The following is a 13,821-nucleotide window of genomic DNA, read 5'->3' on the forward strand; positions in this document are numbered from 1 at the left end:
TTTCACATGGTTTCAGAAACTAAAACCACAGAAGCGCCCGCGCTACGTCGCGCACTTAAGGCGCGTCACCTGACGATGATCGCCATTGGCGGCTCCATCGGTACGGGTCTTTTCGTTGCCTCTGGCGCAACAATTTCGGCAGCCGGCCCGGGTGGGGCATTATTCTCTTATATTCTGATTGGCCTGATGGTCTACTTCCTGATGACCAGCCTGGGTGAACTGGCGGCATACATGCCGGTGTCTGGTTCGTTTTCGACCTACGGACAAAAATACGTTGAGGAAGGCTTCGGCTTCGCGCTGGGCTGGAACTATTGGTACAACTGGGCGGTGACCATCGCCGTTGACCTCGTCGCCGCACAGCTGGTGATGACCTGGTGGTTCCCGGACACGCCAGGCTGGATCTGGAGCGCCCTGTTCCTGGCGGTCATCTTCCTGCTGAACTACATCTCCGTGCGCGGCTTTGGCGAAGCGGAATACTGGTTCTCTTTGATTAAAGTGGCAACCGTCATCATCTTTATCGTCGTCGGTGTGGCGATGATCGTTGGTATTTTCAAAGGGGCTGAACCGGCGGGCTGGAGTAACTGGACTATAGGCGATGCGCCGTTTGCCGGGGGCTTCTCGGCGATGATTGGCGTGGCGATGATTGTCGGCTTCTCCTTCCAGGGTACCGAGCTGATTGGTATCGCGGCCGGTGAATCCGAAAACCCGGAGAAGAACATTCCGCGCGCGGTGCGTCAGGTGTTCTGGCGTATCCTGCTGTTCTATGTGTTCGCGATCCTGATTATCAGCCTGATCATTCCGTATACCGACCCAAGCCTGCTGCGTAACGATGTGAAAGACATCAGCGTCAGCCCGTTCACGCTGGTCTTCCAGCACGCGGGTCTGCTCTCTGCCGCGGCGGTGATGAACGCGGTGATCCTGACGGCGGTACTGTCTGCGGGTAACTCCGGGATGTACGCCTCCACCCGCATGCTCTACACCCTGGCCTGCGACGGTAAAGCGCCGCGTATTTTCTCGAAACTGTCTCGCGGTGGCGTGCCGCGCAACGCGCTGTATGCGACCACGGTGATTGCGGGTCTCTGTTTCCTGACCTCCATGTTCGGCAATCAGACGGTCTACCTGTGGCTGCTTAACACCTCTGGTATGACGGGCTTCATTGCCTGGCTGGGCATTGCCATCAGCCACTACCGTTTCCGTCGCGGGTACGTCAAGCAGGGGCATGATCTGAATAATCTGCCGTACCGGTCAGGGTTCTTCCCGCTGGGGCCGATCTTCGCCTTCGTTCTGTGCCTGATTATTACCCTGGGTCAGAACTATGAGGCCTTCCTTGCGGACACCATTGACTGGGGCGCCGTCACGGCCACCTATATTGGCATTCCGCTGTTCCTGATCATCTGGTTTGGCTACAAACTGACGAAAGGAACACGCTTCGTTCGCTACAGTGAAATGGATTTCCCGGAACGATTTAAACAATAACCGCACTTCCTCTTTTTTAGCCCGCTCAGTTGAGCGGGCTTTTTTATGGGCAGATCAGAAGCTGTAGGTCATGCCGACGGTGTAGCGACGGCCATCCAGCACGGTGTCATACGTATCGTAATCAATCTGCTTATCGAGCACGTTATACACACCGGCAGTAACCAGCAGGTTTTTGTTGGCGTTGTAGCGCATACCGACATCAACCTGAGTGTAGGACGGCGTACCCTGGGACATTGACGTGCGGCTCAGGTACTCAGACGTTTTACCGCGCAGGTTCAGACGGCTCCAGAATCCGACATCTGGCGTCGCCTGCCAGTCCAGGGTGGTGTTGAACATGTGTTTCGGCATTTTGTTCAGTGGCTTGCCGGAGAACTGGCCGCTCTTCTGCTCAGACTCCGTATAGGTGTAGTTTGCAGTCCAGTTCACATCGCGCGTGATTTTCCACCCGAAGGAGGACTCCACACCGCGCATGTTGGCTTTGTCCACGTTGACGCGATCGCTGACGAAATCATAGCTGTGATCGCCAATCGTACAGGCGGGATCGGCGCTGCTGTTACAGCGGCGAACTTCCGTAATCTTGTCCTTGAAGTCGGTATTAAACAGCGTTACGCCGGCATTCAGGTTATCGTTGTTATCCCAGAGCAGGGCGAGCTCTTCGCTCAGACTCTTCTCTGGTTTCAGATCCGGGTTGCCAACGATGATACCGTCAAGACGGCCGCCACCCGTTACCTGGCCCCAGCTGGCAGACGACTGACGCAGATCCGGCGCACGATAGCCAGCCGAAACCCCGCCTTTTAATGTCCACTGATCGGCCAGGTGCCATACGCCGTAACCGCGCGGCGTCCAGTTAGTACCGTAGTTTTGGTCTTTGTCCATACGCAGGCCGCCGGTCAACGTAAAGCTTTCCGTCATTGCCCATTCATCTTCGGCAAACAGGGCCCAGCTCCAGCGCGTCAGTTTGTTCAGTCCGTCAGCAGCTTCCAGCTGATTACCCTTGTCGCGCAGTTTCTCATAACGATACTGCCCGCCGAGGGTCAACGTATGATCGCCGAGGAAAATCTGGTTCTGGTTGTTGAAGGTGGTGTTATAGGAGCGCATTTTGCGACCTGGATTATTGGTCTCTTCCTGCTGGATATAGCTGGTGGTATTGAAGTCGTCGTAATACCCGCTGTGCGTTAAGGAGTAGGTCGTGTGCTCATAGCGCGAGTCGCTTTTGGTATTTGGCGTACAGGTTGTTCCCCGGCAGGTTTCAGCCGCTTTCGACATCCCCGGGGTGCTGTTTCTGTCCTGAAGCTCGCGAGCAAAGTCGAGGTCGAAATCGTTCTTCTCGTCCGGCGTGAAGTTCAGCGTAATGCCACCGTTACGCATTTTCTGCTCGTTATAGCCGTTCACGATTTTATCTTCTGCGCGGCGTGACAACAGCCCCGTCACTTTTGCGCCCAGCAGTCCGTCGATCAGGGGACCAGAAGCGTAGGCGTTGGTCTGGAAGATATCGCCGGAATCATTGTTTTCCTGGAAGGTCGCATCGCCATGCAACGAACCGGTCCAGGCTTTAGTGTTCGAGACTTTTTTGGTAATGACGTTAATTACGCCACCCATAGCATCGGAGCCGTAAAGCGAGGACATCGGGCCGCGGATGACTTCGATGCGCTCAATGGACTCCAGCGGCGGCAGCCAGCCTTGTTCAATACCCGAGTTGTCGCTGTTGGGGCGGGTGCTTCGCGTACTGACGCGTTTGCCGTTCACCAGGAACAGGGTGTACTGAGAGGCCATGCCGCGAATACTGATATCACTGCTGCTCCCGCCGCCAGTGACGACAACGCCCGGGACGTCTCTCAGGGCATCGGTAACATCACGGTAGGCTTTATCTTCAATCTGCTGTTTTGAAATCACAGAGATGGAGGCGGGGGCATTCTGGATCTTTTGTTCAAAACCCGTCGCGGTGACGACAACGGTGTCCTGATCGGCTGCGTGAACGAAGGGGGAACATGTGGCAGCGCCAATGGCGACGGCCAGGAGCTTAATGCGCGGTATTGTCATTTGTACATTCCGTATAAAAATGAATAAAACTCCATCGGGATAACCCTGAGAACTGTATGTTTTTGTCTTGTAAGAACTCTTTGAGATGGAGAAGAGCCTGGAATTGTACAAAAGAATGTAGAATTGTAAACACAAATGATAATTGAAATCATTTGTGTTTGGGTGTCGGCGACAGAAATCAGGCTGGATTCAAGCGGATAGAAGTATGTAAAGAGGGGGAGGGGAAGACCCGGTAGGCAGGAGGCGCTACCGGGCAAAAGGCGGAACTTATCTGAACAGATGCTCCGCATGGAAGCGGAGATGATCCTCAATAAAGGACGCTATGAAGTAATAGCTGTGGTCGTATCCCGGCTGAATGCGCAGCGTTAGCGGCCAATCCTTCTGGCGCGCGGCTTCCGCCAGCACCGCAGGCTGTAGTTGTCCGGCGAGGAACTGATCCGCATCGCCCTGATCGATAAGCATTGGGATCGCATTCACCGAATCGCTCGCCAGCATCAACGCGCAGCTGTCCCATTCCTGCCATTTTTCTGCATCTTCACCCAGATAGTGCGTAAAGGCTTTTTGCCCCCACGGCACCTGCGTTGGGTTCACAATCGGCGCAAATGCGGACACGCTGGTGTATTTCCCCGGATTTTTCAGCGCCATTATCAGCGCCCCGTGGCCACCCATCGAATGTCCGCTTATCGCGCAGCGCTCGCTGACCGCGAACTGAGAGTGCACCAGGGCAGGAAGTTCATCGCGAATGTAGTCATACATGCGGTAATGGCTCGCCCACGGTTCTTCCGTGGCGTTGAGATAGAACCCGGCGCCTTTACCCAAATCGTATCCGGCATCGTCGGCCACGTCATCGCCACGCGGGCTGGTATCTGGCATCACCAGCGCAATGCCCAGTTCGGCGGCAATACGCTGGGCACCCGCTTTGGTGGTGAAGTTTTCGTCGTTGCAGGTCAGGCCTGAAAGCCAGTACAGCACCGGTGGATTGTCCACAGGGGGCAGGAAAATGCTGAACGTCATAGCACAATTCAGCGCGGTGGAGTCGTGCCGCCAGCGCTGCTGTCGACCTTCAAAACAACGATGCTCTTCGAGCAGTTCCATGCAGGGCTCCTTAAAGGTAAGACGATTCATAAAACGCATAATACAGAGTTTTCATTGACCTGTGAGCAACTTTCACTTTCGCAGGACGGCGAGATGTTGCATCATAAATTTACTTTTCTTTAACAATTGGAGCGATCATGGCGCTGCGTATCGCGCTCAGCGGATTTGTGGTTCTGGTCGTGGCGATGGGGATAGGGCGCTTCGCCTTCACGCCTCAGGTGCCGCTGATGATAGCCGCCGGGCAACTCACGCTTACCAGCGCGGGGCTGGTGGCGGCAATGAACTATCTGGGCTATCTGGTGGGGGCATGGGATGCCATGCGCGCCCATCGCTTCGTTGAAACGCGTCTCTGGCTTGGCATCACCGGTGCGGTGGCGCTAACGCTGCTCTCCGCGGCGGCAGATAATGCCGTTGTTCACGGTCTGCTGCGCTTTGTGATCGGCTGCATGAGCGGCTGGTCGATGGTGCTGATTGCCGCCTGGACCAACGAGCGGCTGGGGCAGCTGGGCAAACCGGGACTCAGTGCGGCCGTCTTTGCCGGACCCGGGGCCGGCATCGCCCTGAGCGGCCTGCTGGCGGTCTATATTCAGGCGAAATCCTTGTCCGCCGGGGCGGCATGGCAAATCTACGGCGTACTGGCGCTGGTGCTGATTGTGCTGGTGGCGCGCTACCTGCCGCGGTCCGGGCAGCTCCATCGGCCCGGTACCGCGCCTGAACCGCTGCTGCTGACCGCAGATCTCAAGCGTCTGGTCTGGAGCTACAGCCTGGCAGGGTTCGGCTATATCCTCCCGGCGACCTTTTTATCGCAAATGGCGGCGGTGCGTTTTCCCGGCAGCCTGTTTGCCCAGTTTGTCTGGCCGATATTTGGCGCCGCCTCGGTGGTGGGAATTGCGCTCAGCATTGCCCTGCGGCATACATCAAGCGCTAACCGCAGGCTGGCGATTGTTCTGTGGTTACAGGGGATTGGCGTGCTGGCGGCCTGGCTGCTGCCGGGCATAGGCGGCTTGCTGACGGGTGGGCTGCTGGTGGGCGGCGGGTTCCTCTGCGCCGTGCAGCTCTCTCTTTTGTACGGTCGCGAGCTGGCGCCAGACCACACGCGTTATATGGCGGGACTGCTCACCACCGGGTATGCCATTGGTCAGCTGGTGGGTCCGGTCACGTCGGCACTGTCGACCTGGCTCACACATCGGCTGGAACCTGCGCTGGGGCTGGCGGTGATCGCGCTGTTCGTTGGCGGAGCGTTAGTCTGGAACCGTCAGGCTGAAAGGCAACAGCAATTGCAATAATTATCGTCGTGAATACTGGATTATGTGCGTCGCCTCACGCACAATGAGCGCACACTTTTGCCACAACGAGGGCAAAAGACGCCACACCTGCAGGAGAAAAGAATGTCATCACTCAGTAAAGAAGCAGCCCTTGTCCATGAAGCGCTGGTTGCGCGCGGTCTTGAAACGCCACTGCGCCCGCCCGTGCAGGAGCTGGACAATGATACCCGCAAGAGTCTGATCGCCGGCCATATGACGGAGATCATGCAACTGCTGAATCTCGATCTGAGCGACGACAGCCTGATGGAGACGCCGCACCGCATCGCGAAGATGTACGTCGACGAAATTTTCTCCGGCCTGGATTACGCGAACTTCCCGAAAATCACCGTCATTGAAAATAAGATGAAGGTCGATGAGATGGTGACGGTACGCGATATCACGCTGACCAGCACCTGCGAGCATCACTTTGTGACCATCGATGGTAAAGCGACGGTGGCCTATATTCCAAAAGATACGGTCATTGGCCTGTCCAAGATCAACCGCATCGTGCAGTTCTTTGCCCAGCGTCCGCAGGTGCAGGAGCGTCTGACGCAGCAGATCCTGACCGCACTGCAAACTCTGTTGGGTACTAACAACGTGGCGGTGTCTATCGACGCGGTGCACTACTGCGTGAAAGCGCGCGGCGTGCGTGATGCAACCAGCGCAACCACCACCACTTCGCTGGGCGGCCTGTTCAAATCGAGCCAGAACACCCGCCAGGAGTTCCTGCGCGCCGTGCGTCACCACAACTAATCAGACAGGGCAGGGACCATGGAGCGAAACGTCACGCTCGATTTTGTTCGCGGCGTCGCCATTCTCGGTATCCTGCTGCTGAATATCAGCGCCTTCGGTCTGCCGAAGGCCGCTTATCTGAATCCTGCGTGGTATGGCGACATCACGCGCAGCGACGCCTGGACGTGGGCAATCCTCGATCTCTTTGCACAGGTTAAATTCCTGACCCTCTTTGCGCTTCTGTTTGGCGCGGGACTTCAGCTTCTCCTTAAACGCGGTACGCGCTGGATCCAGTCGCGTTTAACGCTGCTGGTTATCCTCGGTTTTATTCACGGGCTGCTGTTCTGGGACGGCGATATTCTGCTCGCGTATGGTCTGGTGGGGCTGATTTGCTGGCGGCTGATCCGCGACGCGCCCGGTGTGAAAAGCCTGTTTAATACCGGCGTGATGCTCTATGTCATGGGACTGACCGTGTTATTGCTGCTTGGCATGATTGCCGATGCTTCCACCAGTCGTTCATGGATCCCGGATGCGGCCAACCTGCAATATGAGCAGTTCTGGAAGCTGAAAGGCGGCATGGAAGCGATAGGCAACCGGGCCGATATGCTCGGCGATAATCTGCTGGCGCTGGGCGCGCAATACGGCTGGCAACTGGCGGGGATGATGCTGATGGGCGCAGCCCTGATGCGCACCGGCTGGCTGAAAGGGGAATTTAGCCTGCGACACTATCGTCGTACGGGAGCAGGGCTGGTGCTGCTCGGCGTGATCATCAACCTCCCGGCGGTGATGATGCAGTGGCATCTTCAGTGGGATTACCGCTGGTGTGCATTCCTGTTGCAGGTGCCGCGCGAACTGAGCGCGCCGTTCCAGACTATTGGCTATGCGGCGCTGATCTACGGCTTCTGGCCCCAGCTTTCCCGCCTGTGGATCGTCAGTGCGGTGGCCTGCGTTGGGCGGATGGCGTTAAGCAATTACATCCTGCAAACGCTGATATGCACCACGCTTTTCTACCGATTCGGCCTGTTTATGAAATTCGACCGCCTGACGCTGCTGGCGTTTGTTATTCCGGTCTGGATTGTTAACGTGGTGTTTTCGGTTGTCTGGCTGCGTTTTTTCCGCCAGGGGCCGCTGGAATGGGCATGGCGACGGTTAACCGTCCGTGCTTCGGGCGTGTCATTGCGTAATACATCCAGATAACGATCTGGATCACAATCATTAACAAAACGGATGTAAGCGTTTTCATCTGTGTGAGCTTCTTCACGTAGTCTCCTCTCTCTCGCTGCCAGAATAGCCACCTTGCTAAACACAGGGGGTGTCTGTGAGTTGCTGCAATCCTTTAAAGGGTGGTGAATATGATCACCATTCGTGACGTCGCCCGCCAGGCGGGTGTTTCTGTTGCTACTGTCTCCCGCGTGCTGAACAACAGTGCGCTGGTCAGCTCTGAAACGCGTGAAACCGTAATGAAAGCCGTGACCCAGCTGGGGTACCGGCCAAACGCTAATGCCCAGGCGCTGGCGACGCAGGTCAGCGATACCATTGGCGTAGTGGTGATGGACGTGTCTGACGCCTTCTTCGGCGCGCTGGTCAAAGCGGTGGACGTCGTTGCCCAGCAGCACCAGAAATATGTGTTGATTGGCAACAGCTATCACGAGGCTGAAAAAGAGCGTTATGCCATTGAGGTACTGATCCGCCAGCGCTGTAACGCCCTGATTGTGCACTCTAAAGCCCTGAGCGATGAAGAGCTGGCCGGGTTTATGGAGCAAATCCCCGGCATGGTGCTGATCAATCGTATCGTCCCCGGCTACGCGCACCGCTGCGTCGGTCTGGATAACATCAGCGGCGCGATGATGGCGACGCGGATGCTCATCAGCAACGGCCATCAGCGCATTGGTTATCTGGCCTCCAGCCACGGTATTGAAGACGACATGATGCGCCGCGAGGGCTGGCAAAACGCCCTGAAAGAGCAGGGCATTGCGCCGCTGGAAAGCTGGGTAGGTACCGGTTCGCCGGACATGCAGGGCGGTGAAGCGGCAATGGTGGAACTGCTGGGGCGTAATCTTCAGCTGACGGCCGTGTTTGCCTATAACGACAGCATGGCGGCAGGTGCGCTTACCGCGCTGAAAGATAATGGCATTGCGGTGCCGCAGCATTTATCGCTGATCGGCTTTGACGATATCCCGATTGCCCGTTACACCGATCCGCAGCTGACAACGGTGCGTTACCCCATTGCGTCGATGGCGAAACTGGCGACAGAGCTGGCGTTACAGGGGGCGGCAGGGCTGTTAGATCCTGACGCAACGCATTGTTTTATGCCGACTTTAGTACGCCGCCATTCGGTCGCTATCCGGCAAACTGTGGCTCCGATCACTAACTGATAACATCACGTGATGTAACCGTTTTCAATCTGTGAGTAAATTCACAGTATCTTAACAAGCCGCTGTCTATGATGTCAGCGTTTTAGGGGCTGAAACACAATGTAACGGTGATTATTCACTTTTACCGTTACCAGAATGCCTCAAACAACGAATAAAACGCATTTCTGGAGCGTTACCGAACACGGAAGCTGGACATTTTATAAGTGAACTTCGGCGATCAGTAACGTTTTATTAACATCTGCCCGCCGACCGTTTTTCACAAGAACTACCCTGCATAAAAAAAACCGGAGATACCATGAATAAGAAGGTGTTGACTCTGTCTGCTGTCATGGCAAGCATGCTTTTTGGCGCAGCAGCACACGCAGCGGATACCCGTATTGGCGTGACTATCTATAAATACGACGACAACTTCATGTCCGTTGTGCGTAAAGCAATTGAAAAAGATGCTAAATCAGCGCCAGACGTGCAGCTGCTGATGAATGACTCCCAGAATGACCAGTCCAAACAGAACGATCAGATTGACGTTCTTCTGGCAAAAGGCGTGAAAGCGCTGGCTATCAACCTGGTTGACCCGGCTGCGGCAGGTACGGTGATCGAGAAAGCGCGCGGCCAGAACGTGCCAATTGTCTTCTTCAACAAAGAACCTTCCCGTAAGGCGCTGGACAGCTACGACAAAGCGTATTACGTGGGTACCGACTCCAAAGAGTCCGGGATTATCCAGGGCGATCTGATTGCGAAACACTGGGCGGCGAACCCGAACTGGGATCTGAACAAAGATGGTCAGATTCAGTTCGTTCTGCTGAAAGGCGAACCGGGCCATCCGGATGCTGAAGCACGTACCACCTACGTTATTAAAGAGCTGAACGACAAGGGCCTGAAAACCCAGCAGCTGGCGTTAGACACCGCAATGTGGGACACCGCTCAGGCGAAAGATAAGATGGACGCGTGGCTCTCTGGTCCGAACGCCAACAAAATTGAAGTGGTCATCGCCAACAACGATGCGATGGCAATGGGTGCCGTTGAAGCCCTGAAAGCCCACAACAAGTCCGCCATTCCTGTGTTCGGTGTGGATGCCCTGCCAGAAGCGCTGGCGCTGGTGAAATCTGGCGCTATGGCCGGTACCGTGCTGAACGATGCCAACAACCAGGCGAAAGCCACCTTCGATCTGGCGAAAAACCTGGCCGACGGTAAAGGCGCCGCTGACGGGACTAACTGGAAAATTGACAACAAAATCGTTCGCGTTCCTTACGTGGGCGTAGACCAGTCCAACCTGGCTGAGTTTATCGGTAAATAAGTTATCTGCATTGTCTTCACTGGGCGCAATTCGTTGCGCCCTTTTATAACGCGATATGCGAGGCCAACAAGGTATAATTATGGTCAGCACAACTACTCAGTCGTCCGGTGAATACTTGTTGGAAATGACCGGTGTCAACAAGTCATTCCCCGGTGTTAAGGCGCTCGATAATGTTAATTTAAAAGTTCGTCCACACTCTATTCATGCGTTAATGGGTGAAAACGGTGCGGGTAAATCAACATTATTAAAATGCCTCTTTGGGATCTATCAAAAAGATTCTGGCAGCATTCTTTTTCAGGGAAAAGAGATCGACTTCCATTCAGCGAAAGAAGCGCTGGAGAACGGTATCTCGATGGTACACCAGGAATTAAACCTGGTTCTGCAACGTTCAGTTATGGATAATATGTGGTTGGGTCGTTATCCAACCAAAGGTGTCTTTGTCGATCAGGATAAAATGTATCGCGACACCAAAGCCATTTTTGATGAGCTGGATATTGATATCGACCCGCGCGCACGCGTCGGGACATTATCCGTTTCCCAGATGCAGATGATCGAAATTGCCAAAGCGTTCTCCTATGATGCGAAAATCGTGATCATGGATGAACCGACATCGTCATTAACGGAAAAAGAGGTTAACCACCTTTTTACCATTATTCGTAAGCTGAAAGATCGCGGCTGCGGCATTGTCTATATCTCACATAAAATGGAAGAGATCTTCCAGCTGTGCGATGAAATCACCATCCTGCGCGACGGCCAGTGGATCGCCACCCAGCCGCTGGAAGGGCTGGATATGGACAAGATCATCGCCATGATGGTTGGCCGTTCTCTGAACCAGCGTTTCCCGGATAAAGAAAACAAGCCAGGCGAAGTGATTCTGGAGGTGCGTAACCTGACCTCGCTGCGTCAGCCGTCTATCCGCGATGTCTCTTTCGATCTGCACAAGGGGGAGATCCTTGGCATCGCAGGGCTGGTGGGCGCCAAGCGCACCGATATCGTGGAAACCCTGTTTGGTATCCGTGAGAAAGCCGAAGGCACCATTACGCTGCACGGTAAGAAGATCAACAACCACAACGCCAACGAAGCCATTAATAATGGCTTTGCGCTGGTGACGGAAGAGCGTCGTTCCACCGGTATTTACGCTTATCTGGATATTAACTTTAACTCGTTAATTTCTAATATTCGCAATTACAAAAATAAAGTCGGGCTGCTGGATAATTCCCGCATGAAGAGCGATACCCAGTGGGTGATTGACTCCATGCGCGTGAAAACGCCGGGCCACCGCACGCAAATTGGCTCACTCTCGGGAGGGAACCAGCAGAAAGTCATTATTGGTCGCTGGCTATTAACCCAGCCTGAAATTCTGATGCTGGATGAACCTACGCGCGGTATCGACGTGGGTGCAAAATTTGAGATTTACCAGCTGATCGCCGAGCTGGCGAAAAAAGATAAAGGGATCATTATTATTTCTTCCGAAATGCCGGAATTGTTAGGGATCACAGACCGTATTCTGGTTATGAGCAATGGTCTCGTTGCCGGTATTGTTGAAACCAAAACGACAACGCAAAACGAAATTTTGCGTCTTGCGTCTTTGCACCTTTAAGATCAGGGGCTCCTCATGAGTGCGTTAAATAAAAAAAGTTTTCTCACTTATCTGAAAGAAGGCGGTATTTACGTTGTTCTTTTAGTCTTGCTGGCGATTATTATTTTCCAGGACCCTACGTTCTTAAGTCTGCTGAACTTGAGTAACATTCTGACCCAGTCTTCCGTACGTATTATTATCGCGCTTGGCGTGGCGGGACTTATCGTTACCCAGGGGACTGACCTTTCGGCAGGGCGCCAGGTGGGTCTGGCGGCGGTCATTGCGGCAACCCTGTTGCAGTCGATGGAAAACGCCAACAAGGTGTTCCCGGAGATGGCGACCATGCCGATTTTCGTGGTGATCCTGATCGTGTGCGCCATCGGCGCGGTAATTGGCCTGATTAACGGCATCATCATTGCTTACCTGAACGTGACGCCATTCATCACCACGCTTGGCACGATGATCATCGTTTATGGTATCAACTCCCTGTACTACGATTTCGTCGGCGCGTCTCCAATCTCTGGCTTCGACAGCGGCTTCTCGACCTTCACGCAGGGGTTTGTTGCGCTGGGCAGCTTCCGTCTCTCCTACATCACCTTCTATGCGCTGATTGCGGTGGCGTTCGTCTGGATCCTGTGGAACAAAACCCGCTTCGGTAAAAACATCTTTGCTATCGGCGGTAACCCTGAAGCGGCGAAAGTGTCCGGGGTCAACGTGGCTCTGAACCTGCTGATGATTTACGCCCTGTCCGGGGTCTTCTACGCCTTCGGCGGGATGCTGGAAGCGGGCCGTATCGGCTCTGCAACCAACAACCTCGGCTTTATGTACGAACTGGATGCGATTGCAGCCTGCGTGGTTGGCGGCGTCTCCTTCAGCGGCGGCGTGGGGACCGTGCTGGGCGTGGTGACCGGTGTGATCATCTTCACCGTTATCAACTACGGCCTGACCTACATCGGCGTGAACCCCTACTGGCAGTACATCATCAAGGGCGCCATCATCATCTTCGCGGTTGCGCTGGATTCACTGAAGTACGCGCGTAAGAAGTAAGATCTTCAGAATGAAAAGGCCCGCTCACGTAGCGGGCCTTTTTTTGCCTGGTGGCGCGACGCTTACCGGGCCTACAAAATCGCGATCGTAGGTCGGGTAAGGCGAAGCCGCCACCCGACAAAAGTTATTACTTCTTCTGAATTTCCAGCAACTGCTCTGGCGTTACCGCCGGATAACCCTGCGCATCCTCCGGCACTTCGTGCATCGTTGGGATCGGCACCAGCGGGCCTAAAAAGCGCGGTTCACGTTTGAACAGGTACAGGTCAGCCAGCGCACCAAAACGGGCGCCAAACTCACGTACGCGCACGCTCAGCATATCCTTTGGCGATGGCACCGCATAACACTGCGCCTGAATGCCCATATGCAGGGCGATAAACAGCGCCCGCTCGCAGTGGAAACGCTGGGTAATGATGATGAAATCATTGGTGTCGAACACCTTGCGGGTACGCACGATGGAATCAAGCGTGCGGAATCCGGCGTAGTCGAGCACGATATCGGCCGGGTCGACGCCTGCGGCAATCAGATCTTTGCGCATCGTCACCGGCTCGTTATAGCTTTGCAGCGCGTTATCGCCGCTCAGCAGCAGATAGTTCACCTTGCCGCTGTTATAGGCGTTCAGCGCGCCCTGAATACGATACCGGTAATACTGATTTATGACGCCAGTGCGGTAATACTTGGCGGTGCCAAGCACCACACCAACCTGACGGTAGGGGAGATCCTGTAGGTCATCAAAAATGTAGGGGGCTGTTTTCCAGCTCATCCAGCGGTCGAGGCCCAGCACGATCAACAGCAGTATGCCGACCAGGACAGACAGGCTGTAAAACACGCGCTTTAACATGCAGATGGCTCTTACCGATGATGAAATTTCCCTCAGGCTAC

Annotated in this window: 11 protein-coding genes; 8 read left to right on the forward strand and 3 right to left on the reverse strand. The window is 54.8% G+C overall.

What is annotated here, in order from left to right; translation table 11 throughout:
- The first annotated feature begins 6 nt into the window (after nucleotides 1-6).
- Entirely contained in the window at nucleotides 7-1,476 is a 1,470-nt protein-coding gene (locus ACOTWU_RS20495; protein ID WP_006811308.1) for an amino acid permease, read from the forward strand.
- Between the two features lie 54 nt (nucleotides 1,477-1,530).
- Here ACOTWU_RS20495 and ACOTWU_RS20500 read toward each other — a convergent pair whose 3' ends face one another.
- Both ACOTWU_RS20500 and fghA read right to left on the reverse strand, forming a co-directional pair.
- Nucleotides 1,531-3,516: a ligand-gated channel protein gene (locus ACOTWU_RS20500; protein WP_015572315.1), complete on the reverse strand. Its 1,986-nt coding sequence runs from the start codon at nucleotides 3,514-3,516 to the stop codon at nucleotides 1,531-1,533.
- Nucleotides 3,517-3,783: 267 nt separating this feature from the next.
- Nucleotides 3,784-4,611 (reverse strand): S-formylglutathione hydrolase, encoded by an 828-nt coding sequence (gene fghA / locus ACOTWU_RS20505; protein WP_126498847.1) that lies wholly within the window; start codon nucleotides 4,609-4,611, stop codon nucleotides 3,784-3,786.
- A gap of 137 nt (nucleotides 4,612-4,748) precedes the next feature.
- Between fghA and ACOTWU_RS20510 the strand changes: the two genes are divergently transcribed.
- The 7 genes from ACOTWU_RS20510 to mglC all read left to right on the forward strand — a co-directional run bounded on the left by ACOTWU_RS20510 (nucleotide 4,749) and on the right by mglC (nucleotide 12,942).
- Complete coding sequence (locus ACOTWU_RS20510) at nucleotides 4,749-5,897, forward strand: YbfB/YjiJ family MFS transporter (RefSeq protein ID WP_252049258.1); 1,149 nt, start codon at nucleotides 4,749-4,751, stop codon at nucleotides 5,895-5,897.
- A gap of 102 nt (nucleotides 5,898-5,999) precedes the next feature.
- Nucleotides 6,000-6,668 carry a GTP cyclohydrolase I FolE gene (folE, locus tag ACOTWU_RS20515; protein ID WP_015572317.1) on the forward strand — a complete coding sequence of 223 codons (669 nt, stop codon included), beginning with the start codon at nucleotides 6,000-6,002 and terminating at the stop codon, nucleotides 6,666-6,668.
- Between the two features lie 18 nt (nucleotides 6,669-6,686).
- Nucleotides 6,687-7,844 carry a DUF418 domain-containing protein YeiB gene (gene yeiB, locus ACOTWU_RS20520; protein WP_023304116.1) on the forward strand — a complete coding sequence of 386 codons (1,158 nt, stop codon included), beginning with the start codon at nucleotides 6,687-6,689 and terminating at the stop codon, nucleotides 7,842-7,844.
- A gap of 155 nt (nucleotides 7,845-7,999) precedes the next feature.
- Nucleotides 8,000-9,022, forward strand: coding sequence for an HTH-type transcriptional regulator GalS (gene galS, locus ACOTWU_RS20525; RefSeq protein WP_032648909.1), 1,023 nt, complete (start codon nucleotides 8,000-8,002; stop codon nucleotides 9,020-9,022).
- 295 nt (nucleotides 9,023-9,317) lie between these two features.
- Nucleotides 9,318-10,316, forward strand: a complete 999-nt coding sequence (mglB, locus tag ACOTWU_RS20530; RefSeq protein WP_017383382.1) for a galactose/glucose ABC transporter substrate-binding protein MglB — start codon at nucleotides 9,318-9,320, stop codon at nucleotides 10,314-10,316.
- A 79-nt stretch (nucleotides 10,317-10,395) separates the two neighbouring features.
- Nucleotides 10,396-11,916, forward strand: a complete 1,521-nt coding sequence (gene mglA / locus ACOTWU_RS20535; RefSeq protein ID WP_003859320.1) for a galactose/methyl galactoside ABC transporter ATP-binding protein MglA — start codon at nucleotides 10,396-10,398, stop codon at nucleotides 11,914-11,916.
- A 15-nt stretch (nucleotides 11,917-11,931) separates the two neighbouring features.
- The gene (gene mglC, locus ACOTWU_RS20540) at nucleotides 11,932-12,942 is read left to right on the forward strand and encodes a galactose/methyl galactoside ABC transporter permease MglC (RefSeq protein WP_003859318.1); all 1,011 of its coding nucleotides are present in this window, start codon (nucleotides 11,932-11,934) and stop codon (nucleotides 12,940-12,942) included.
- Between the two features lie 127 nt (nucleotides 12,943-13,069).
- Here mglC and sanA read toward each other — a convergent pair whose 3' ends face one another.
- Complete coding sequence (gene sanA, locus ACOTWU_RS20545) at nucleotides 13,070-13,780, reverse strand: outer membrane permeability protein SanA (protein ID WP_003859314.1); 711 nt, start codon at nucleotides 13,778-13,780, stop codon at nucleotides 13,070-13,072.
- Nucleotides 13,781-13,821: the final 41 nt, after the last annotated feature.

Source organism: Enterobacter cloacae complex sp. GYL001 (assembly GCF_049237125.1).
GTDB classification, from domain to species: Bacteria; Pseudomonadota; Gammaproteobacteria; order Enterobacterales; family Enterobacteriaceae; genus Enterobacter; species Enterobacter hormaechei_C.